This is a genomic window from Vibrio sp. AH4 (assembly GCF_030710545.1).
Taxonomy (GTDB): Bacteria; Pseudomonadota; Gammaproteobacteria; order Enterobacterales; family Vibrionaceae; genus Vibrio; species Vibrio metoecus.
Map to the genome: position 1 here is coordinate 979,078 of NZ_JALAIV010000003.1, position 22,341 is coordinate 1,001,418.

Below are 22,341 nucleotides of genomic sequence, written 5' to 3' on the forward strand. Positions count from 1 at the left end.
AAAACACTCATTACACCATACAAAAGTATCAGCTTTATACTATAAACATCTAATAAAGATTGATTAATGACTTAGATCTTCAGGAGCAAAGTTATATGTGGTGTTTGAAACGGAATCTAAACAAATTGGAAAAAAGTGATGTTGATGTTTATAACAGTGCATTTTATAAGGCAATAATTATGCAAGTGCCTTACATTGAATTTTCTCCAGACGGGCACATTCTTGATGCAAATGAAGAATTTCTGAAAATTTTTGGCTACAGTAAGGAAGAAATAACTGGGAAGCATCACAAATATTTATGCTTTCCAAATGACACAAACACCCAAGCTTATAAGAAGCTATGGAATGAACTTCGCCAAGGCAAACCACAGAGGGGAAGATTCATAAGGAAATCAAGATCAGATCAGATCAGATCAGATCAGATCAGATCAGATCAGATCAGATCAAGCAATTTGGCTTGAGGCTAACTACTTCCCAATCATAACTGACGGTGAAGTAGTAAAAATTATCAAACTAGCATCAGATGTTACCGAACAACAATCAACACTTGAAAGAAATCAAGCATTAATAACCGCATTAGATAAGTCCTTGGCTGTTATTGACTTCGATCCTGAAGGAAATATTCTAGCAGCAAATAATAATTTCTTACATGTTTTTGGTTATACTTTAGAAAGTATAATATCAAAACATCACAAAATATTTTGTGAACCTGATTTTTACCGTGAACACCCAAATTTTTGGTTTGATCTTGCATCTGGACAAATAAAACAAGGACTTTTCAAGAGGCTGAATATTCATGGTCAAAAAGTTTGGTTAGAAGCTACTTACAATCCGATTTATAATCATGAAGGAAAGGTTGTAAAAATAATAAAAATAGCTAGTGATATAACAGAGCGAGTAGAAAGAGCAAACTTAATTAGAGAGGCTGCTGCAAAAGCTTGTAGCATAGCAAATCAAACTGTTGAAAGTGCAAATAAAGGCCATGATGTAATTACAAAGTTATTGCTTGCTACGAATAATGTTACCACATCTGTAGCTGATGTTAGCGACCAAATAAACATACTAAATAGTCAATCAAAAGATATAGAGTCCATAATATCAACAATAAGTAGTATTGCAGATCAAACAAATTTATTAGCACTTAATGCCGCGATTGAAGCAGCAAGGGCTGGTGAGCAAGGAAGAGGCTTCGCTGTAGTCGCAGATGAAGTAAGGCAATTAGCAGGACGAACATCTACCTCCGCAGATGAAATAATCTCTGTAATTCGAAAAAACTCTGAAATCGCGTCACAAATAACAAAAACCGTTAATAAAGTTTCTGTTAATACTTCTGAAGGACAGAATCAAGCTAATGATATTGCAGGTGTTATTGATGAAATTATTCATGATGCAAATTCTGTATCAGAGACTGTTAAAAAGTTATCTTTGTGATTTTTTGGGGGGATTAAATGAATAGTCTTAGTAAAAGTCACATCCATTCACATAAATGCTATAGTGAAAAGGCTATAATTGAAGCACTATATAATTTTTTTGGTATCATTGAATTTGATATCCATGGAAAAATTTTAAATTTAAATGAAAATGCCACTCAAATTTTTGGATACTCAAAAAATGAAATGATAGACCAATATCATTCTAAATTTTTTAAAATTAACGGCAGCAAAATCATCCACAATACTTGGGATGAAATAATAAATGGGAAAATAAACAACGTAGAATATAGAACTGTTAACAAACTTGGAAATGAAATATGGATAAGCTCTTCTTATACTAAAATAAAAGATAAAAACAATGACTTAATAGGAGTTGTAAGTTTAATTCAAAATGTAACAAAAACAATAAATGATGCAATTTATAACAAATCAAGAATTGATGCCATATGCAAATCTCAGTGTGTAATTGAATTTAATTTAGATGGTATAATTTCATCAGTAAATAAAAATTATTGTGATTTATCCGGTTATAATAAATCACAACTAATAGGAAAACATCACAGTATGCTTTGCCTTAAAGAGTTTTCTAATTCACCTGAATACAACCTATTTTGGAGTAAGTTAAAAAGTGGATGTTTTATTAGTGATAAATTTGAGAGAATAGGGAATAATGGCAAGATATTTTGGATCCAAGCTGCATACAACCCTATTTACAGCAGTGATGGTCAATTATATAAAATAACAAAGTATGCTTATGACATAACTAAAAGTGTTGAAAACGAAAAATCTTTAAAAATTCAAAATGAATTATCAAATATAATAGTTAATGCACAACATAGTTTCCTATTAAAAAAAGATCTAACTTATGCTTGCGATGAAATACTAGAGCCTATTCTAAGATTGACAGAGTGTGAATTCGGTTTTATAGGCATAATTCAAAAGGACAATGAAGACATACGGTTGTACGTACCAACGATAACTAATCTTAGCTGGAATGATGAAATGATAAATTGGTACGATAGTCAAAAAAAAATCAACAATGGATTATTATTCAGTAATTTAGACAACTTATTTGGTTGTGTGATAAAAGCAGATGTTATCGTTTGTACAAATGACCCTAAATCACATCCAGCAAGTAGAGGCACCCCATTTGGACATCCAATAATTAGATCTTTTTTAGGAATCCCTATACATAGCAACAATAAGATATCAGGAATGATAGCTATTGCAAACAGAAAGAATGGATTTAATCAATATATTATTGATTATTTAAAACCTTTAGCGACTACGTTAGGAACTTTAATACATGCAAGAATACTAGAAGATGAACGAAATATTATAGAGAATTCTCTTAGATTTAATGCCGAACATGATTTTCTTACTGGATTACCTAATAGAAATAGTTTTTTCAAAAATGCAGAAAAAATATTTAAAAGTTTTAACTTTTCATCACATTCAATAAATAATAACTGCCTAGCAATGATTGATATTGATCACTTCAAAAAAATAAATGACAAATATGGCCATTTAGCAGGAGACTCGATATTAAAACAATTTTCTGAATTATTGAATGCCCAGTTTAGAGATATTGATATTTTTGCAAGGGTCGGAGGTGAAGAATTTATTGTTCTTTTGAAATCAACAAATATTTCACTTGCTAAACATATAATAGATCGTTGTAGGGAAATTGTTGAAAAACATGTTTTTACATTTGAAGATAAATTTATAAATTTAACATTTAGTGCCGGCATAGCTCAATATTCTACTAATTTTAAAAATATCGATGAATGGGCACATGCTGCAGACTGCAAACTATACGATTCGAAAAATAACGGGCGTAATAAAGTGACGTAATAAATACAAGCTTTAAAGTCAATCCAGCCTGTTAAATTCAGTTACTACAACTTGCATCACTTTTTGCAAACATTCTTAACACTCATCTAGTGCGGGCTTGGCGTGCCATCATGGCATCAAATATGCAATAAATTCCATGTTCCCCAAATGGAGGATAACAACATGGATAATCTTTATAAGATCGAGTCATACAGTGATGAAGCCGTGAATACGATTGCCGATTTTATTCGCTCTAAAGGCGGCCGCTGTTGTATTGCAGGTTATGCAGTGATCACAAACCACCCGTTTCATGAACGTGAAGCATGGCGATTACTCCCTTTGGTTGGTAAAGTCACCGATAGTTTAAGTGATTGGGACATCTCTCAATTTGAGGAACTTAGCACATCGCTGGCTCATTAAGTCGCGAACAAATCATCACACTCATGATGAGTAAAAGCGGCTTTGCCCATTAAGTCGCACTTAAATGATGAAACTTTATCATTAAGTGCGACTTGCATCAGATGGACATCTTTTCTAACGCCTGTATTTCACATAAGCTCAGCGCTCGAAATCGTATACTGCGATCAGGGAATTTCCAGTATTTGAGCATAAATATATTTTCAATTTGCCTCCTATTTGTCTGCACATTGGCCTCTTATACTTATCAGCAACCCTGTTACATACCGAACCTTTGACTTAATCAACCACTCAGTGAAATCAACATGAAGATGCTCTCTCTCCTTGGTAGTGTTTTTTTGGTATGCAGCAGTTTAATGCTTGCTACACCAACGCATTCCGCCGATTCGGCCACTGCTACCCCAAAAACGACGGTAAAGAAAACCGTAAAAAAGCAAGAACTCGCCGCAAACAGCGCACTGGTGATTGATCTTAAAACCAATGAAGTGATCTATTCGAGTAACCCAGATGCCGTTAAGCCTATCGCTTCTGTCACCAAATTGATGACTGCGATGGTCACGTTAGACGCCAAACTCCCCATGGACGCCAAGCTCCCCATCACCATCAAAGAAGCCAAAGAAATGAAGGGGGTTCATTCCCGAGTGCGTATCGGTAGTGAAATCAGCCGTAAAGAGATGTTATTACTGGCTTTAATGTCATCAGAAAACCGAGCCGCAGCCAGCCTTGCCCATCATTATCCCGGAGGTTATAAAGCCTTCATCAAGGCGATGAATGCTAAAGCCAAAGCATTAGGAATGAAAAATACTCGTTTTGTAGAGCCCACAGGGCTATCAGAACAAAATGTCTCTAGCGCCCGTGACCTTGTTCTATTACTTAAAGCCAGTAAAAAATACCCTATGCTGGGTCAACTAAGCTCTACAGACAAGAAAACCGTCACCTTTGCCAAGCCGAGATACACACTGGATTTTCGCAACACTAACCGATTGGTGCACAACGACAATTGGAGAATTGACCTGACCAAAACTGGGTTTACCAACGCCGCAGGACACTGTCTGGTGATGCGCACACAAATGGGCAAACGCCAAGTGGCTTTTGTTGTGTTAGACACCAAAGGAAAACTTTCCCCTGTCGGTGATGCCACCCGTTTACGGACTTGGTTAGAAACCGGAAAAGTCACCCCGATCCCCGCCGATGCTAAACAATACAAAAAGCAACGCAGCCAAGAGCAGATTGCGAAAATCAGTGATTATAAAGGTTAGCGGTAAAATCCAACCCTGAGCCAAATTGCCATAACAATCCGAGCGTATCAAATACGCTCGGATTAGAACAAGCGAACGGCTTTGGGGAAAATGAGCACGATGGCTCGTTCCACTTTGCCAAGCTCAATAAGGTTCATATTTTCTCAGGCATCGACTTCTTTCACCACAGCTGTGTTGGATAGCTAATGCCCCATAAAGACGACTCTGTGGTTTTATGATTCTAAAAAACGTGAAAGAAACCAAAAAATAACGGAAGGCAGTAGCGCCTTCCGTCAGTCACATGCTCACAAGATGAGATGAGCTCTACTTGCTGACACCGATCATGTCGTTAAAGTAGTCAACTTGTTCAGCCATACTCAAACCTTGGTTATTTGAGCCTAGCGTCCACATAAAGAAACCACCGTAACCGTTATCTTTCTGCCATTTCGCACGATCTATGTTGTTTTGGCGTGTTTCAACAAAGTTTCCACCCGGTGCCCATTGGCTGTTGATCGTATTGCCTAACACAATCTTCGACTTGTCGCCAATATATTGGGCATAGTTCGCCATCGCCACGTCATAGAGGAAATTTCGGCCTGCATCGTAGGTCATCACATTGAAGAAGTCGAAGTCGTTCTTGGTTGCTTTCAACAAATCAATCACCTCACCGTGGTGTGATGAGCGGCCAGATTCTTCAATATACGAACAATTTTCAAATACGTTGGCATTCATACATTCAACTGGGTCAGCACCTACGTGATACGTGGTAAGAGACAGGACTTTGGTATTCCCAACTTTTTCGCGGATCAGTTTGATCAATGCGGTTAAGTCTTGGTTCTCTTTCTCCGTAATTCGAGCGGCTTTCTCAAAGTCGAAGTCTAAGCCGTCAATATTTACGTAACCCGCTAGCTGATACTTACTGTAATCACAGCTGCCATCAGCTTTTGATGCAAGACACTCACCTTCCATCTCTTCAGGTTTTAGGTTCTTCTTGTAGACAGGGAACGGGGTATGAACCAGATCAACCAATCCCGCCGCGACAGCTTCACGGCTTTGTGATGTACCGATCGCCGACCAAATGCTTTCGTAAGTTTGACCGCCAAACGCCACCATCATCGTCACGTTTGCGTTGTCATGTTTAAGCGTCGACCATGCTAAGTATTGAGTTGGCATCCAATCTGGGTTGTAAGTCGGTGGGGTGAGCATGCCATCAGAGATCGTAATGTTACCGCTTGCATCCCACTTACCAAATGACAATAAATAGCCATCACCTTCTGAGTTGAATAAGGCTTCGTAATCATTCAAGCCCCAAGAGGTTAAGTAACTGATTGAACGGTCTGGATTATTGACTAAGCCACCACCCGTACTTTCCTTAACCGTAATGTTAGAGGTTGCGGAAGTTTGCTCTTGGCTTGCTGTATTGACTGCTTTTGCGGTGATAGCGTAAGCACCCTTTTGTGCACCTAACCATTCATATTCGTATGGGGCTTCCGTGTCTTTAAACAGTTCATTGCCATTAACGATAAAACTGACTGAAGCGATAGTGCCTTCGTAGCTCTTCGCATCGGCTTTGATCGAAATCGCACGACCTTCGACGTAATTTGAACCATCCACCGGAGATGAAAGTGCAACAACCAGATCTTTATCTGTTATTGCGAGAGAAATGGGTGCAGCTTCGGCGCTCGCACCTTGATCATCATAAGCGACGACCGTTAGCGAATATTGACCTTCAACCTGAGCGGGAACGGTAATGGTATAAGTATCGCCCTCTGAAGGTGTGCTTGATGTCGCCACCACCTTGCCATTCAATTGAACGTCAACGCGAGCGACTTCGGTATCATCAGTCGCATCAACAATCACATCAAACGCCTGTTTGGGGGCAATCTTTTGTCCATCTTGTGGCGATAGAACATTCACAACGGGAACGGGGTTAGGATCACATTGCCCAACTTGATCCCAAGCATCTTTCCATGCATCTGGATAATTCGGATGCCCCGTACCTGGAGTCCAAACTGGGTTTCCACACCAACCGGCTACCGTACATGCGTAAATGTTACCGATGTTAGTGACCTCATCGCCAACTTTGTAAGGTACGCCATCTTCGTATTGAGCTACGTTACCACAGCTGGTGCTTGTGTCTGTCACGGTAATGGTTAAGCTCTTACGCGACACATGTTGCTCTTCATCTTGTGCTTCTACACTGAGCGTTGCTGTGCCAGCGGTTTGTGCCGTCCAATCACACGACAAATCTTGGGTCTTTTTCGCATCAAGACGGCATATTTCTGCCTCATTGGCAAAGAATTTAACCGTCGCCAAATCATTATCCACATCAGTCACATTCGCTGAAATGGTAATCGTGCTGCCTTTTTGATGGGAAGAACCTGCTTCAGGTGAAATAAACTCAATCACTGGCGGGTTTGGCGCGACAGATGTTGATTCAACCGTCACTTGAACCGATTGCTCAGTGAGCTTGTCGCCACTCTCATTAAACGCCAACACGGCAATAGAGGTAGCCCCAATTTCTTCAGGAAGCCAAGCTTGTTGATACTCGGTTGTTCCTTCTACAACAGGTTGCTCTGCCAACTTAGTGTTATTAACCCAGAACTCAAGTTTGCTTGCACCCTTACCTTCAAGAGCAGTAATGATCTCAACATGAGTTCCCGTGGAGACGACTGCATTTTGTGCTGGAGCCAAAATATCCAGTGAAAACTCTGGTGGCGGAACAACGTCACCATCCACTTTAACAATCACTGAATCTTCAAACGCATTAATGTCCTTCAGTTCTCCACCGAAAGAAATGGTCAACGCCGCCGATTCACCGGAAGCCAACTCACTGTCTACCCAAGAGCCGACAGGAAAATTGAGTGTCACAGAGTTCAATACACCGTTAGCTTGTGCGGTATGAGTGATCTTCCATGATGGGTATGAAAGGTGATTTGACGTCCAGCCGATGTCGTTAATCGCCACTGGTAGTACAAATTCAATCACAGTATCACGCATGTTTGCGCTTTCTGAGCCAGTGTTTTTAATGTCTAGTTTATAAGTGCTCCAGTATTCACTTTCTGATTGAGCAACAGCACCAGTGCTAAACTCCGCAGCCAGAGCGAGTGAAATAGGATTGAGTAATAAACCAGAGCAAAGCACTGCATGGCCGACAGCGCACTTTCGTTTTAATATCATGGAACTTCCTTACTTTGATAATGTTCAACAAGATGCTATCAAGGCATTTCTAATCCATGAGAAATTGATGGTTTTTTTTGGAAGAAAGATATCTAAAGTTTTCAAACAATAAGGTCATACACTTCGGTTCCCCAGATTCAACTAGGCCGAATCCGGCAGTTTTTGGGCAAGATCTAAACCGCGTTTATCCAAAAACAAAATGCCCCTTACGGAGCGATGTGTGGAGAGATGTTTAGTTACAGCCAATCAAGGATATCTTTGCCGGAAGCCCCGCTGCTATCACTGTAGTGGTCAACTAAAATTGGCCACGGTTTTAGAGTTTTCCCAATACAATCGTTCTGACTCATTGAGTGTCAAGCCACCGTTATACTGATGGGGCCTGAGCTGGCTATAATATCCAATAATGTAGCGGATGATCTCTTGTTGAGCCTCTGCAAAGCTACGATAACCTACCGTTGGAACCCATTCCGTTTTCAAGCTTCTAAAGAAGCGCTCCATAGGCGCATTATCCCAGCAATTTCCTCGGCGAGATAAACTTTGTTTTATTTGAAAACGCCACAGTAACTGACGATCTAAGTGATTCGGGACTTCAATATGCTCTTGTGAGGCTTTACGGTAACGATGTGTTGGGACTTGGCAACTTACTAATCCCAGCGTTTTCATCAGCTTTGCAGCTCTGTAACGACTCAGACTCACGCCTTGGTTTGTTACGATATCGGCAATGGTTCTTGCTCCCGCAGAACCATTGCTTGCCGCATAAGCTTCGCTAATCAAACTGCGAAGTTTTACGGTTTCCGCCTTTATTTCTGTTGGCCGTTTCAGCCAATAGTTATAACTGCTTCGATGAACATTGAAGACTTCGCATAATGTTTTTATGCTGTGGCTCTGCTTGAGTTTCTTGATCATCAAGAATTGTTCAGTGAGTCCGACATCAAGAGAGCCGTGGCTTTTTTTAATATTTCATTATGCTCTTCAAGACGAGCGAGCTTCTTTTTTAATTCACGAATTTCAATTTGCTCAGGCGTCATTGGTGACGCTTTAGGTGCTTTGCCTTGGCGCTCTAGTTTTAATTGGCGAACCCACTTATCCATCGTAGATTTACCTACATTCATGGCTTGAGCCGCTTCAGTCACTGAGTAGTTTTGATCGAGCACTAATTGTGCCGCTTCCAGTTTGAATTCGGCACTAAATAGCCGTCTTGTACGTTTTGTCAAAATGTCACCTATTAACTTATGAGATGATGATATCACCTCTAATTAAGTGACCAAATTCACCGTACCACTACACACTCAGATATCACGATGGTGGCTAAGGTTTACGGAAAGTGGCTGAAAGAGTCCAATAAGAAAGAATCTGATAGGGTGTGGAAAGAGCTACAAAAGGTAAAATAAAATTCGTAGCTCACTTTTGGACATAAATGAGCTAGAAACATGGCTTAATTACACTAATTTCAGGTTAGAAGTTGTATTGGAAACGGCGAAAATAATGGTCAGTATTTTATTGACCATATTTGGCGTTAACTAATTTTCTACAGTTACTACATTTTCAACAACAACCCTATTCCTGATTTCAGTTTCCACCGGAGTATATAAATCTACATCGGTTGATGGTGTTTCAATCGACACAATCAATGAATAACGAGCTTTTTTATTATATCGCTCCAACTTTTTACGGGTTCGCCACCAACCCATTGCAGGATAAACAGCTAACAAACCTCGTTCAGCTAAATCAGCCGCAGTGCCTTCCCAAACGTCTTTATGAATAGACCCTTTATTACGAAAATCACCTAATAGCCAGTTAGGATCTGGTGGAGGAGTTGACGAACCTTCTTCTTCAGCTCTAGCGGCTCGACTTAACCGTTTCAAAAATTCAGATTTGGACTCTGTAGGACGTTTTACATCGAAACGCAGTTGATGACTTGGATAACGATATTTACTTGATATGTTACGGCTAGAAGGATTAGGTTCAATAAAGTAAGACAGAGTGATAGTCATTTTTACTGGAACATCACCTAATTCCAAAAGCTGTTCTTTCGGCCAAGGGATATCATGAACATGCATATCTTTAGTCGATGGTTCTTTCCCTTTAATTCTTTCAAACGGTTGTAGCTCATCCTCGACAATCATTACTAACGAGTTATTTGCACTCCACAACGCTTTGCTGAGATTGGGAACACCATAACCAACACATCTGACTAAATGATGAGCTTGTTGCCGCGCTGTTTTCCTTAGATATGAGAATTGACTGAGCATGCTTTTAGTCCAGTTCGCTGAATGAACAATTAATGCTCTTACCGTTTCTGGCCATAGATTAGGATATGATGCACTTATCTCAGCGGCAAATTTTGCAGCTAACGCGGTTGCTGCACTAGTTGCATTAAATGTTGAAAACAGTCGTGTACGGAAGTCATGATGAGTAGTCAAAAGCTGCAGACTTAACATAGAAGCCGCTGAATAATCATCAACTCCCATATTTCCACCTTCAAAAACAACCTCTGGTTTAATAGGCATTGAGTTCATCCAGGTCACAGAGGTAGTACTATATGGGCTCAACCCACCATTGGGAGCAAGCGGAGTATAATTTTCCCCACCATCATCTGTTATCTGTGTTTTATTAGTGAATGCACCAACAGTCAAAACATTCCATGACTGACCAGGGTCATGAATATCTTGTAACTCATTGTATTGAGGATATTCTTTTAATTGGATTAAATTTTCTTCAGTATTGCCAGCACAAACAACAAAAAACCGTGGATATAAATTCTCTCCGCTATAGTCAACTGCCAGAGCATCTAATTCTGAGGACCATGCTGATGGTTTACCTCGATCTTTTGAATCTTTTGCTGATAAAGCAAGCGTATAAATTCGTTTTCTATCAAAATTTTCGATCTCAGATAACGAAATACCAGACGCAGTCACTTGCCCAAGATGTTTATCTCTGTTGTCGCCGGGATAACGTAAAAGCTTAATAGATTCTAATTTGTGATTGATATTTATTCGGTCAGACGTTTCAAGAGCAGATGTCAAATCCCCCCAAATAGAAAGCCCCGCCATTGAAGTTCCGTGACCATTAGAATCAGCATTATTCCAAGTAGGATCAACAACAAACATATCATTGGGATTAGCAACGGCAGATAAAAGAGGATGACCAACATTTACACCAGTATCTAATATAGAAATATATGGGACGTTGTCATCATCAAAATTGTATTCAACTCTTTCAACTAGTTCCTCAACCCATTGACGCTGATCTTCTATATCCAGAGAATCAAAAAATTCAGCTGTTGTTTTTGATTTGCGTATTTCAGAGATCTTACTTAGAAGTGCAGCTGAACTTGCTAGCTGATTTAAAGATGCCCTAACGAGTAATACCGTCCTTTCCGGAAATTCAAGTGTACTATCTGATACAGTTATTTCATGAATACCACAAAGCTTTTTAAAATCATTAATTACGGCAACCCGATCATCGCCCACAGGTAACCATATTTCAAACCAATCAATTTCCTGATTGGAAGTAGGAAATAGATCTGGATTATCCGTCCAAAGGTTTTCTATAACAGTATTACGAATAGTGGAAATTGCGTTCAAAAGAACCGCGTGCTTAGGACCTGATTTATTGTCTTGACTTGAATTTAAGTATTCTGAAATTTTTTTCTCTAAAACTCCAAATTTCCCCAGCGGTACCAACACGTTTGCCACATAGATGTCTTCCTTTTGAACTACGCTCAGTAGCTCTATTCCGTTTCGAACATCAGCTAATTTTTCAAATGTGATTTCAATACCAGGGAAACTTTCAAATGAGAGTTGAACTCCCACAGGACTATCTAACTCAATATTACCAATTTCTTCACTAATAGCTTCTTCGGCAACTTTCGCTAATGTTAACTGAGATGAAAGATTAGAACCGTGAGCAGCTCGGTCTCTCTTTGGTATGGTAGGCGATATTATGACTTGTTTTGGATAGGTATATTTCTGTGCTTTCCCGTTTTTTCCTACAAATAAATGTTTTTTTCCTTCCATTATTCCTATCCATTAATACAAAATTTAAAACAGGTCTTTTCTCATGTTATTTCGATCTAAGATAGCATCTTTAACAGTGGCCAACGTGATTCGCTCCGTTCCATTAATCAGCATATCTTTGATTGATTCATCAGCAGCTCGAGTGATCTCTGCACTACTCAATTCTTTAGCTATCTCGGGCAATTTTTTCCATGGAAAGCTCTTTGATACATATGGCTTAAGTCGGTTTTTAAACAAAGTTATGATTTCGTCATCTTCTGGCAATTCGTACCGGATAACATCATCAAATCGTCTAAATAACGCATTATCCAATATTTCAATATGATTGGTAGCGCACACGATTAAACTATTAGACTCATCCTGTTCGATCATTTGAAGAAAGCTATTTAATATTCTGCGAGCTTCACCCACATCATTCTGAGAGTTCCGCTGTGAACCTAGAGCGTCGAACTCATCAAAAAAATATACACCTCGAACATTGCTAATTGCATCAAAAACTTGCCTTAACTTAGCTGATGATTCGCCCATAAACTTAGTTATCAACGCATCAAGCCTTACTTGAAACAGAGGATAATCCAATTCTCCAGCCAAGATTGATGCAGTAAACGTCTTACCTGTTCCTGGGGGACCAACCAATAGCACTTTTCTACGAGGAGACAATCCATGAGTTTTTAATTTCGTCATGAATTTTTGCTCTCTGACCAATCGCTCTAGCCGAACTTTCAAATCGTCTTTTGCAATCAAGTCAACAAGCCTGTTTTTAGGCTGAGACGCAAAAAGAAGTCCACTAGCATCCTGAACTCCTTTTGCAATTGAAATTGGGGCATTTTTATCTGCAGAAGACTTCTTTTTAGCTACTGTAACAAGATCTCGCAGCTCCTGCGCAAGTTTTCCATGACCACTGCGAGCTTCATGTGCTGCGACTTGCAAAGCAATAGACATAAATCGGTCGTCATCCTTTTCTAGATGCGACTGCAACAATGCTTTTAATTGCTCTGAACTGGCCATAAAACGTCTTCTTTAAAATAAAATTGATATAACACTTAACCGTTATAGTTTGACATAGTACCTTAAAAACATCTATTCATTACGGTGTCTTTCAAGATAGCTGTCACTAATCGGTTAATTAGCGGCCAATTAATTTACCTAGATTCATATTGCTTAAATGGGCTCAAGCCATATCCTTTGACAAGCATTACTTTTTCTATGTCTAAATGAGCCGATTATCTGATTTCGTGTTTAACGGCGTAACACATTTAATGGGGCAAAAGTAACTAAATGAATAAAACAGTTTCTTGGGGCGTTTTTAGGACTTTCGTAAAAGAGAGGTTTTCTCTTTGGGGCTAAATTGGGCTATTTCTTCCATTTCATGTTTTCTAGCCACAAACAAAAAGCGCCCCAACCGGAGCGCTTCAGATTCAAGATTTAATTATTCCCAATCAAGGATAACTTTGCCGGAAGCCCCGCTGCGCATGATGTCGAAGCCTTTTTGGAAGTCATCCACTTTGAAGTGGTGAGTGATAATTGGGCTGATATCGAGACCCGATTGAATGAGGCTCGCCATCTTATACCAAGTTTCAAACATTTCGCGGCCGTAGATACCTTTGATCACCAGACCTTTGAAGATCACTTGGTTCCAATCAATCGCCATCGATGATGGTGGAATACCTAACAGAGCGATACGGCCACCGTGGTTCATGGTTTTTAGCATGGCGCTAAACGCACTTGGTACGCCAGACATCTCTAGGCCCACATCAAAACCTTCGGTCATGCCAAGCTCTTTCATCACCTCTTCTAGATTTTGCTCAGCAACGTTCACAGCGCGAGTCACGCCCATTTTACGAGCTAAATCGAGGCGGTATTCGTTCACATCGGTGATCACCACATGGCGTGCACCTACGTGTTTTGCAACCGCAGCGGCCATAATGCCGATTGGGCCAGCACCGGTGATCAGCACATCTTCACCCACTAAGTCGAAAGAAAGCGCGGTATGCACTGCGTTACCAAACGGGTCGAAGATAGACGCCAGATCATCTGAAATACCATCCGGGATCTTGAATGCGTTAAAGGCGGGGATCACCAAATATTCAGAGAAACAACCGGTGCGGTTTACGCCCACACCAATGGTGTTGCGGCACAGGTGCGTGCGGCCGCCACGGCAGTTACGGCAATGACCACAAGTGATGTGGCCTTCACCAGAAACGCGATCACCAATTTGGAAACCACGCACTTCTTGGCCAATGCCAACCACTTCACCCACATATTCATGGCCGACTACCATAGGCACTGGAATGGTTTTTTGTGACCACTCATCCCAGTTATAAATGTGTACGTCCGTACCACAAATGGCGGTTTTCTTAATTTTGATCAGCAGATCGTTGTGGCCAAGCTCCGGCATGTCCACTTCGTTCATCCAGATGCCCTGCTCTGGTTTCAGTTTTGAAAGTGCTTTGATTTTCATAATTAAATGAGTCCCATATCACGACCGACTTCAATGAAGGCGTCGATGGCTTTATCCAGTTGTTCACGGCTGTGTGCGGCTGACATTTGCGTACGAATGCGTGCTTGTCCCTTTGGTACAACCGGGAATGAGAAACCAATAACGTAAATGCCTTTGGCCAGTGCGCGTTCCGCAAATTCTGCAGCCACTTTGGCATCGCCTAGCATGATTGGAATGATGGCGTGATCAGCGCCGCCCATGGTGAAACCCGCCGCTTCCATACGAGTACGGAAGTGCGCTGCGTTTTCCCATAGGCGCTCACGCAGATCACCGCTCTCTTGTAGCAAATCCAACACGCGCAAAGATGCCGCAACAATCGAAGGTGCAACCGAGTTAGAAAACAGATATGGACGTGAACGTTGACGCAGCCAATCAATCACTTCTTTCTTACCAGAGGTATAACCGCCGGATGCACCGCCCATGGCTTTGCCCAGCGTACCGGTGATGATGTCGATGCGGTCAATCACATCGTGGTATTCGTGTGTACCGCGACCATTCGCGCCCATGAAGCCGACCGCGTGAGAATCATCCACCATCACTAAGGCGTTGTATTTATCCGCCAAGTCACAGATTGCAGGCAAGTTAGCGACGACGCCGTCCATTGAGAACACGCCATCAGTAACGATGAGCTTGTGGCGAGCACCAGCAGCATCTGCCGCGATAAGTTGCTCTTCCAGCTCGGCCATGTTGTTGTTCGAGTAGCGAAAACGCATCGCTTTACACAGGCGCACACCATCAATGATTGAAGCGTGGTTTAGTGCGTCAGAGATGATCGCATCTTCTTTATCAAGCAGGGTTTCAAACAGACCTGCGTTGGCGTCAAAGCACGAAGTGTAAAGAATGGTGTCTTCTTTACCTAAGAATTGAGAGAGCTTCTGTTCTAGCTGTTTATGGATATCTTGCGTACCACAAATGAAACGCACCGAAGCCATACCAAAACCGTGGCTGTCCATCCCCTCTTTCGCCGCTTCAATCAGCGCAGGGTGATTGGCTAAGCCAAGGTAGTTGTTGGCGCAGAAGTTCAGAACTTCTTCACCCGTAGAAATTTCGACCGCCGCTTGTTGCTGCGAGGTGATCACTCGTTCGGATTTATAAAGCCCTTCAGCTTTCACTTCCTCAAGCTGAGTACGGAGTTGCTGATAAAAAGCAGAAGACATTGCGTGTTCCTTCTTGTTTTTGTTTTGTGGGTAACAGGATTTATACCTAAGATACTTAGCGGCAATGCTTCAAGTCGCAAGGGTATATTTACACTGTAAAAACCTTTTCCTTAGTGTAATCCAAGCTCACGCAAGCGATTATCTGCGGTAACGGAAAAGCATTCGTGAATCTCAGGCACAGATACACTTTTCTAGCCAATCTTATTGAGGATTCGTTGTGTCATGCATCTCGTGTTGAATCGCGAACGCTTGATTTATGAGCATGAAACTTCAAAGATGGTTCATTACCAATCCAGTCAAAGGACAGACGATGAAAGACGAAACACTGGCTATCCATTTTGGTTACACTACCGACCCTACTACTAAATCTGTGGCAACTCCGATTTACCAAACGGTCGCTTACGAATTTGATAACGCACAACACGGCGCAGACCTATTCAACTTAGCCGTACCGGGCAACATTTATACGCGGATCATGAACCCAACCAATGACGTATTGGAAAAGCGCATGGCCGCTCTCGAAGGCGGAATTGGCGCATTGGTCGTGAGTGCAGGCAGTGCCGCTATCAACTACGCGATTCTGACGTTGGCGCAAACGGGCGATAATATTGTTTCCACCCCACAACTGTATGGCGGCACCTACACCCTATTTGCGCATATGCTGCCAAGCCAAGGGATTGAAGTGCGCTTCGCCAAGGACGATCGCCCCGAGAGTTTGATTGAGCTTATCGATGACAAGACCAAAGCGGTGTACTGCGAAAGCATTGGCAACCCAGCGGGTAACATTATTGATTTACAACGCCTCGCGGATTTAGCCCACGCCAAAGGTGTGCCCGTGATGGTCGATAACACGGTCGCTAGCCCAGCATTGTGCAAACCCATTCACTTTGGGGCAGATATCGTCGTCCACTCACTAACCAAATATTGTGGCGGACACGGCACCACATTGGGCGGCGTGATTGTCGATTCAGGCAAATTCCCATGGGCACAGCACAAAGACCGTTTCCCCGTATTTAATCAACCAGAACCGTCTTATCACGGCGTGGTGTACACCGAAGCCTTTGGCGACGCCGCCTTTATTGGCCGCGCGCGCACTGTGCCGCTGCGCAATACTGGCTCTGCCCTCTCGCCCATGAATGCCTTCATGATCCTACAAGGTTTGGAAACGCTGCCACTGCGTATGGAACGCCACACCGAAAACGCGCTGAAAGTTGCGCAGTATCTCAAACAGCATCCAAAAGTCAGTTGGGTAAGCTATGCCGGATTAGAAGACTCGCCGTATTACGCGCTAGCGCAAAAATACATGGGCGGTAAACCTTCGGCGATTCTGTCCTTTGGTTTGAAAGACGGTTATGAAGCAGGCGTGCGTTTTTACGATGCGCTGCAAATCTTCAAACGCTTGGTCAATATTGGGGATGCCAAATCACTCGCTTGCCACCCTGCGTCCACCACTCACCGTCAAATGAGTGAGAAAGAGCAATTCAAAGCGGGCGTGAAACCGGAGATGATCCGCCTTTCTGTCGGCATTGAACACATCGATGACATTCTGGCCGACTTAGAACAAGCGCTGAACGCATAAGCGATGCTTACCTTATCCCGTCTATATCTAGATCTAGGCGGGATACTGTTCTTGTCCCACAACCCCTCACTTTAGTTTCACCAAATTGCATTTAGCCGATGATTCTGCGACAGTGACGCCACTGGTTGGCCGACTTATCGACACTTATGCTACTTCCCAAATTGATTGCCCTACTACCCGACCTCGCCACTTTTATTGTGGTGGTCAATGAAGGCAGTTTTACCGCTGCGGCCAGCAAACTTGGCGTAACACCTTCTGCGCTCAGTAAGCTGATTACTCGCCTTGAGCAAGCCTTGTCGGTCAAGCTGTTTGAACGCACCACACGCAAACTCATCATTACCCAAGCAGGCCAAAAGGTGTATGACCAAAGCTTATTGATGGTCAATGCTGCGCAGCAAGCCATTGAAATCTCCAGCTCGGAACATGCCGAGCCTGCTGGCGCACTGACTGTTGCTGCGCCAGAGGCGTTTTTAAACTCCGTATTGCAGCCGTTTGTGGTGCCATTTCTCGCCCAATATCCGCACATTCAGCTCAAGCTGCGCGCCGCCGATGGTGACATTGATCTATTCAAACACAATATTGATGTCGCTTTTCGCCTGACGGATAAGCCAGATGAAAACCTCGTGCTGCGAGAACTGTGTAAAACCAATTTGGTGCTGTGTGCCAGCCCTGAATATTTGGCGCAGCGCGGCACGCCGACTCACCCCACCGATTTAGCCGAGCATGATTGCCTCTACCTCGCGGAAACCGAAAAAGATCATATCTGGACGTTTGCCAAAGACCGCGAAACACACACCGTAGCGGTGAGTGGCCGTTATGCGGTGAACCAATCACAGTTACGTTTAACTGGGGTGAAGAATCATCTTGGTATCGGCATTTTCCATGATTTTGTGGTGCAAGATGCGCTGGCGGCCGGCAAGGTGGTACAAGTGCTACAAGAGTGGAATATTAAGAGTAATTATCACGGCGCGATTGCTATGCAGTACGCGCAGACCAAATACATGCCTACTCGATTGCGAGTGTTTATTGATTTTGTGCTCGAACACCTCAGTCCCAAGCTCAATGGTTAGGAGTCCATATGCTAAAACGCATTCATCATGCTGCGATCATCTGCGCGGATTACCCACGCTCAAAAGCGTTTTATACGGAAATTTTAGGCTTGCGCGTTGTGGCAGAAAACTACCGCGCCGCGCGAGACTCTTACAAGCTGGATTTAGCTCTGCCCGATGGTTCGCAAATCGAATTGTTCTCTTTTCCTAACGCACCTGAACGGCCAAGTTTTCCTGAAGCACAAGGGCTGCGCCATTTGGCGTTTGTGGTGGATGATGTGGCTGAAATAAAAGCTCAGTTAGAGCAACAAGGCGTGAGTGTGGAGCCGATCCGCATTGATGAATACACAGGCAAAGCCTACACCTTTTTTGCTGATCCGGATGGGTTGCCACTTGAGTTGTATCAGGCTTAAACAAGATTGCCTCGTACTCATGTGCGCGAAAAAGGCCAGATAAAATCTGGCCTCTATTTTCTTTCCTACTTTTGCACTTAACTGAAAGCGATTTTCAGCTTAGCAATACGACTCACCAGTAACCCATCAAGCAGCAAAGCCAACACAATCGTCGCTCCCGCCAGTGGGAATGCTACGCCAATCACCAGTAACGTGACTAAGCCTGCTTTCCAGATCCCATCTTGTTCAAAACGTGGCGGAACACCTAACCGAGCTTGACCAGTTGGGCGGCGCAGCCACCACATCACCACACCCGTGATAGAGATAAGAATGAAAGCGAGGCAAAACAGTATGTTGGCTATTTTGTTCCATACACTCAGATCGCCTTGATGTAGCGAAATCCCCGCCGCCATCGCTTTGGCAAATGGCGAATAATCTTGCCAAGTGACCTCGGTGAGTAACGCACCAGAATATTGGTCAAAATGCGCGGTGCGATCATCACGTGGATCGACAATATCACCCGCCATGGTATTAGCAGAAACGGTATACACGCCCGTTTCCCCACGCGGAAAAGCAACGCGGTACTGCGTAAAACCGAGCGCCTTGGCCTGAGCGATCACTTGATCGATACCGAATTGAGGATTAACCGCAACCATTTCATGCTCACCCCCATGATGATGCGATTGTGGTACTGGTGTTTGCTCTAAGTTCCAAGGCATCTCTTTTTCTGAGCCGTGGTTTAAGTCCGCATGCGTCAGTACTGATTGTGGCTTTTCTCCCCAAGTGTAGTAAGTCGGGAACGTATTCCATGCCTGCACCAATTTTCCGCCCCAAATGCCCGCCCAAGAAAGACCGGAAATCAGGAAAAACAGCAGCACTAATGAAAGCATGCCGCCTAAGTTAGCGTGCAGATCACGCCAGAACAATCGCGCCCCACTGCCCACTCGGATTTTGAGAAACCCCGCTTTACGCGCATTATCCAGCGGCAACCATAAGTAGATGCCACTCACCAATAAAATCATCCCCAAGCTCGCCGCGACTTCAATCAAATAGTCGCCCCAATCGCCAATCAATAAGGTACCGTGAATGCTGTTCGCCCATTCATACCAGCTTTCGCTACGGTCAATGGTGCCCAGAACTACCGCACTATACGGGTTAACCGTGACAAATTGGGTTGAACCATCGCTAAACAGTACAGAAAAACGGTTAGCTAAATTCGGCTGAGGCGCAGGAATAAACTGGGTAACTTGCGCTTCTGGATACGCCTTTTGTACTGCCGCAAGCTGCTGAGAAACAGGCATAACCTGCGCTTGTGGTGTAACGTTTAATACCTCGGCGTAGCGAGCTTGTTCAATTTCATCATCAAACAACATGACTAAGCCCGTCAGTGCCAACATCAACATAAAAGGCACCACAAACAGGCCCGCATAAAAATGCCAACGCCAAGTGAGAAAATAGAGGGTTTTACGACGCGCAGCCGCCGTCGGTTGAGGTGTAGTAACGGTACTCAACGTATTTCTTCCTTTTTTAAACGCAAATTATCCCTTCGGTCGAGAAACCAAATGGGATATGAGCGTGTGACTTTACTAAATAGATTTATTGTTATTGGGGAATGAATTCAGTTAAGCCAAAGGCGGAGCACGCGGGACAGCACTTTCAAAACGGACACTTAGAGCCAAAAAAGTGTAACCATCTACTTGCGCCGTCGTTTGTCGAATTGGAAGTCGTGTGGTTGGAAGTTCGGTGTGATGAAAGTTGGAGAAATGGGCAAACGGACACGGTTTACTGTGTTGAGTTTGCGGTTTGCCATCTTCAATTTTAACCAGTTCAAAACCATTGATGGTACAGAGTGTTGCCCAAACACCCGCCGCATTACCATGCGCATTCAGCACAGGCATGAGCGAAACCAGCAGCCAGCTAAGCAGGCTGAGTTTCAGCATCAAACGGTGAAAAGCACGTTGCGGGTTCATAACAACACTCTTTATGGATTACTCACTACTATAACCGTTAGTGATAACCATAACAGTGTGTTACACCCAAGTTTTAACAAAAACTGAGGATTGCTTACATCTAAAACATTATTATTCCCTTCCAGTTTTACGTGAAACCGCAAACCGGAAGGGAGAGAAGATTAGCCAAACAGACGTTTCCAGATACTGGGATTACGCTTGTCATGGTATTCAACACGCAGATCATCAACGGTTTTTAGGCTCGCTTTCGCGGCTTCAAGCTCACCGGCTTGCAAATGCGCTTCGACTTGCCCCAGTGTTACATCGAGTTTGTGGAAACCTTCTTGATAAGTCGCTTCCTTTTCTGCGGGGTATGATCTCTGTTTCGCTTGCTCAACTAAGCCTTCCAATGTGGTCACAGGAACTTGCATTGCTTCGACGGTTTGGGCTTCTGCGGCTTGTTTAAACGCCAGTTTCATGTCTTGCATGATCGATTTAAGATCTTGCCCTGCAGCAAAAACCGGAGTGGCGAGCAATGCTGCCGCTAGAATCAGTGTTTTTTTCATTTTTCTACTCACTTTTGAAGGGAGTGGAATTGTACGCCATTCTGCCGACAAAAGTGAGCTTGGTTTTGTTGCAAAATTAAAGTACACCGACAAACTCTTCAATCGGCTGGCGACCACGCAACTCAAGAAAATCGAGGAACTGACGCGCGGTATGAGTGATAACGCGTTGCGGGTTAATGCCCACTTCATCAATCAATTGACTGGCTAGCGATAAACCGCCGATATCCAGACAAAAATGGGCATCACTGCCAGTGGTGATGTAGGCATCGAGCGATTTCGCGACACGGGCAATCTCGTAACAACGATCAATACTGCCCACTCGACTATGCCCTTTTAAAGTGCTGTTGTTGATTTCAATCGCCACATTATGCGCTTTGGCACAGGCAATCACCTGTTCAAAGTCGAAATCAAAATGCGGGTTACCCAGATGCCCTAGCGCATCCACTCGGCCACCTTTGATGGTTTCAATCAAGGCTTGGGTGTGCGCTGCTTTATCGGCGGGATGAAATACTGGTTCGTGGAAACTGCCAATCACCCAATCTAAGTTCTGGTCAACGCTTGGGTGCAAATCAATCTCACCTTGCGGATTGAGGATGTTGGCCTCTACACCGCGGATCACGCCAACGCCCTCCAGAAAACGGGGCAAAATGCGCTGGTTGGAGAAAAACCAGTAATGCGGCGCTCCAGGCATAGATTCGGCGTGATCAGTGGTACAAAACAGCGTCAAACCATTTTGTTTAGCAGCGCGCGCATTTTCAATCAGAGTGCTGTAAGCATGGCCACTGGCGTAAGTGTGAGTGTGAGTATCTACGGCTAATTTCATTTCAACAGTCCTTCCAAACGCATTGTCGGCCAGTGTAGCAGCCAACCCTTAGGGTTGCTATGTTGAATCGTTCATATCACGGCTTTGAACCACGACTATCGCGCTCTACAGATTCCCGTTCGGTACTCTACCGCAGTAAGAGCGAACACATTAAATAGGCTGATTTTTTTGCAACCTAGCGAGGATAGACAATACTTAATTATGTT

At 43.2% G+C, this 22,341-nt stretch carries 18 protein-coding genes and 1 pseudogene; 9 read left to right on the forward strand and 10 right to left on the reverse strand.

All coding sequences use genetic code 11. From position 1 onward, the window contains the following. The first annotated feature begins 179 nt into the window (after positions 1-179). The 5 genes from MKA69_RS17695 to pbpG all read left to right on the forward strand — a co-directional run bounded on the left by MKA69_RS17695 (position 180) and on the right by pbpG (position 4,942). Positions 180-461: a PAS domain-containing protein gene (locus MKA69_RS17695; RefSeq protein WP_305848651.1), complete on the forward strand. Its 282-nt coding sequence runs from the start codon at positions 180-182 to the stop codon at positions 459-461. A gap of 127 nt (positions 462-588) precedes the next feature. Then, positions 589-1,431 carry a methyl-accepting chemotaxis protein gene (locus tag MKA69_RS17700; RefSeq protein WP_304572808.1) on the forward strand — a complete coding sequence of 281 codons (843 nt, stop codon included), beginning with the start codon at positions 589-591 and terminating at the stop codon, positions 1,429-1,431. 17 nt (positions 1,432-1,448) lie between these two features. After that, positions 1,449-3,287 (forward strand): diguanylate cyclase, encoded by a 1,839-nt coding sequence (locus MKA69_RS17705; RefSeq protein ID WP_305848591.1) that lies wholly within the window; start codon positions 1,449-1,451, stop codon positions 3,285-3,287. Between the two features lie 162 nt (positions 3,288-3,449). Beyond that, positions 3,450-3,686, forward strand: a complete 237-nt coding sequence (locus tag MKA69_RS17710; protein WP_055032022.1) for a hypothetical protein — start codon at positions 3,450-3,452, stop codon at positions 3,684-3,686. 302 nt (positions 3,687-3,988) lie between these two features. Then, positions 3,989-4,942 carry a D-alanyl-D-alanine endopeptidase gene (pbpG, locus tag MKA69_RS17715; RefSeq protein ID WP_305848592.1) on the forward strand — a complete coding sequence of 318 codons (954 nt, stop codon included), beginning with the start codon at positions 3,989-3,991 and terminating at the stop codon, positions 4,940-4,942. 303 nt (positions 4,943-5,245) lie between these two features. On the opposite strand, the gene MKA69_RS17720 is transcribed toward pbpG, so the two are convergent. Both MKA69_RS17720 and MKA69_RS17725 read right to left on the reverse strand, forming a co-directional pair. Further along, positions 5,246-8,101 carry an Ig-like domain-containing protein gene (locus MKA69_RS17720; RefSeq protein ID WP_305848593.1) on the reverse strand — a complete coding sequence of 952 codons (2,856 nt, stop codon included), beginning with the start codon at positions 8,099-8,101 and terminating at the stop codon, positions 5,246-5,248. Between the two features lie 291 nt (positions 8,102-8,392). Beyond that, a pseudogene (locus MKA69_RS17725) lies at positions 8,393-9,351 on the reverse strand (IS3 family transposase). Positions 9,352-9,369: 18 nt separating this feature from the next. On the opposite strand from MKA69_RS17725, the gene MKA69_RS17730 reads away from it, so the two are divergent. Then, positions 9,370-9,492, forward strand: coding sequence for an integrase (locus MKA69_RS17730; protein ID WP_305848652.1), 123 nt, complete (start codon positions 9,370-9,372; stop codon positions 9,490-9,492). Positions 9,493-9,621: 129 nt separating this feature from the next. On the opposite strand, the gene MKA69_RS17735 is transcribed toward MKA69_RS17730, so the two are convergent. From MKA69_RS17735 to MKA69_RS17750, 4 genes are all read right to left on the reverse strand, one after another. Beyond that, positions 9,622-12,120: a S8 family peptidase gene (locus tag MKA69_RS17735; protein WP_305848594.1), complete on the reverse strand. Its 2,499-nt coding sequence runs from the start codon at positions 12,118-12,120 to the stop codon at positions 9,622-9,624. A 24-nt stretch (positions 12,121-12,144) separates the two neighbouring features. Then, on the reverse strand, positions 12,145-13,128 hold the full coding sequence (locus MKA69_RS17740) for an AAA family ATPase (RefSeq protein ID WP_305848595.1): 984 nt from the start codon (positions 13,126-13,128) through the stop codon (positions 12,145-12,147). A 421-nt stretch (positions 13,129-13,549) separates the two neighbouring features. Then, positions 13,550-14,581 carry an L-threonine 3-dehydrogenase gene (tdh, locus tag MKA69_RS17745; RefSeq protein WP_055044043.1) on the reverse strand — a complete coding sequence of 344 codons (1,032 nt, stop codon included), beginning with the start codon at positions 14,579-14,581 and terminating at the stop codon, positions 13,550-13,552. 2 nt (positions 14,582-14,583) lie between these two features. Further along, the gene (locus MKA69_RS17750; protein ID WP_095475648.1) at positions 14,584-15,777 is read right to left on the reverse strand and encodes a glycine C-acetyltransferase; all 1,194 of its coding nucleotides are present in this window, start codon (positions 15,775-15,777) and stop codon (positions 14,584-14,586) included. 310 nt (positions 15,778-16,087) lie between these two features. Here MKA69_RS17750 and MKA69_RS17755 point away from each other — a divergent pair, with 310 nt between their 5' ends. The 3 genes from MKA69_RS17755 (at position 16,088) to MKA69_RS17765 (ending at position 18,818) form a co-directional block, all read left to right on the forward strand. Continuing rightward, positions 16,088-17,356: an O-acetylhomoserine aminocarboxypropyltransferase/cysteine synthase family protein gene (locus MKA69_RS17755; protein WP_305848596.1), complete on the forward strand. Its 1,269-nt coding sequence runs from the start codon at positions 16,088-16,090 to the stop codon at positions 17,354-17,356. Between the two features lie 146 nt (positions 17,357-17,502). Further along, entirely contained in the window at positions 17,503-18,426 is a 924-nt protein-coding gene (locus tag MKA69_RS17760) for a LysR family transcriptional regulator (RefSeq protein ID WP_055032782.1), read from the forward strand. Between the two features lie 8 nt (positions 18,427-18,434). Next, positions 18,435-18,818, forward strand: coding sequence for a VOC family protein (locus tag MKA69_RS17765; RefSeq protein ID WP_055032783.1), 384 nt, complete (start codon positions 18,435-18,437; stop codon positions 18,816-18,818). 77 nt (positions 18,819-18,895) lie between these two features. Here the strand turns inward: MKA69_RS17765 and MKA69_RS17770 are convergent, their stop codons facing one another. From MKA69_RS17770 to MKA69_RS17785, 4 genes are all read right to left on the reverse strand, one after another. Next, entirely contained in the window at positions 18,896-20,308 is a 1,413-nt protein-coding gene (locus MKA69_RS17770) for a PepSY domain-containing protein (protein ID WP_305848597.1), read from the reverse strand. A gap of 111 nt (positions 20,309-20,419) precedes the next feature. Then, the gene (locus tag MKA69_RS17775; protein ID WP_001069519.1) at positions 20,420-20,767 is read right to left on the reverse strand and encodes a hypothetical protein; all 348 of its coding nucleotides are present in this window, start codon (positions 20,765-20,767) and stop codon (positions 20,420-20,422) included. Positions 20,768-20,928: 161 nt separating this feature from the next. Beyond that, a complete protein-coding gene (locus tag MKA69_RS17780; protein ID WP_305848598.1) occupies positions 20,929-21,312 on the reverse strand; it encodes a cytochrome b562 in 384 nt (127 codons plus the stop codon). Between the two features lie 76 nt (positions 21,313-21,388). After that, positions 21,389-22,135: a phosphatase gene (locus MKA69_RS17785; RefSeq protein WP_305848599.1), complete on the reverse strand. Its 747-nt coding sequence runs from the start codon at positions 22,133-22,135 to the stop codon at positions 21,389-21,391. Positions 22,136-22,341 lie beyond the last annotated feature (206 nt).

What these genes read in the sequence shown, in the direction of transcription:
- tdh (WP_055044043.1), bottom strand. Translation starts at nt 14,581, where the DNA reads ATGAAAATCAAAGCACTTTCAAAACTGAAACCAGAGCAGGGCATCTGG.
- MKA69_RS17705 (WP_305848591.1), top strand. Translation starts at nt 1,449, where the DNA reads ATGAATAGTCTTAGTAAAAGTCACATCCATTCACATAAATGCTATAGT.
- MKA69_RS17735 (WP_305848594.1), bottom strand. Translation starts at nt 12,120, where the DNA reads ATGGAAGGAAAAAAACATTTATTTGTAGGAAAAAACGGGAAAGCACAG.
- MKA69_RS17775 (WP_001069519.1), bottom strand. Translation starts at nt 20,767, where the DNA reads ATGAACCCGCAACGTGCTTTTCACCGTTTGATGCTGAAACTCAGCCTG.
- MKA69_RS17785 (WP_305848599.1), bottom strand. Translation starts at nt 22,135, where the DNA reads ATGAAATTAGCCGTAGATACTCACACTCACACTTACGCCAGTGGCCAT.
- MKA69_RS17750 (WP_095475648.1), bottom strand. Translation starts at nt 15,777, where the DNA reads ATGTCTTCTGCTTTTTATCAGCAACTCCGTACTCAGCTTGAGGAAGTG.
- MKA69_RS17720 (WP_305848593.1), bottom strand. Translation starts at nt 8,101, where the DNA reads ATGATATTAAAACGAAAGTGCGCTGTCGGCCATGCAGTGCTTTGCTCT.
- MKA69_RS17740 (WP_305848595.1), bottom strand. Translation starts at nt 13,128, where the DNA reads ATGGCCAGTTCAGAGCAATTAAAAGCATTGTTGCAGTCGCATCTAGAA.
- MKA69_RS17765 (WP_055032783.1), top strand. Translation starts at nt 18,435, where the DNA reads ATGCTAAAACGCATTCATCATGCTGCGATCATCTGCGCGGATTACCCA.
- MKA69_RS17755 (WP_305848596.1), top strand. Translation starts at nt 16,088, where the DNA reads ATGAAAGACGAAACACTGGCTATCCATTTTGGTTACACTACCGACCCT.
- MKA69_RS17695 (WP_305848651.1), top strand. Translation starts at nt 180, where the DNA reads ATGCAAGTGCCTTACATTGAATTTTCTCCAGACGGGCACATTCTTGAT.
- MKA69_RS17710 (WP_055032022.1), top strand. Translation starts at nt 3,450, where the DNA reads ATGGATAATCTTTATAAGATCGAGTCATACAGTGATGAAGCCGTGAAT.
- MKA69_RS17760 (WP_055032782.1), top strand. Translation starts at nt 17,503, where the DNA reads ATGCTACTTCCCAAATTGATTGCCCTACTACCCGACCTCGCCACTTTT.
- pbpG (WP_305848592.1), top strand. Translation starts at nt 3,989, where the DNA reads ATGAAGATGCTCTCTCTCCTTGGTAGTGTTTTTTTGGTATGCAGCAGT.
- MKA69_RS17780 (WP_305848598.1), bottom strand. Translation starts at nt 21,312, where the DNA reads ATGAAAAAAACACTGATTCTAGCGGCAGCATTGCTCGCCACTCCGGTT.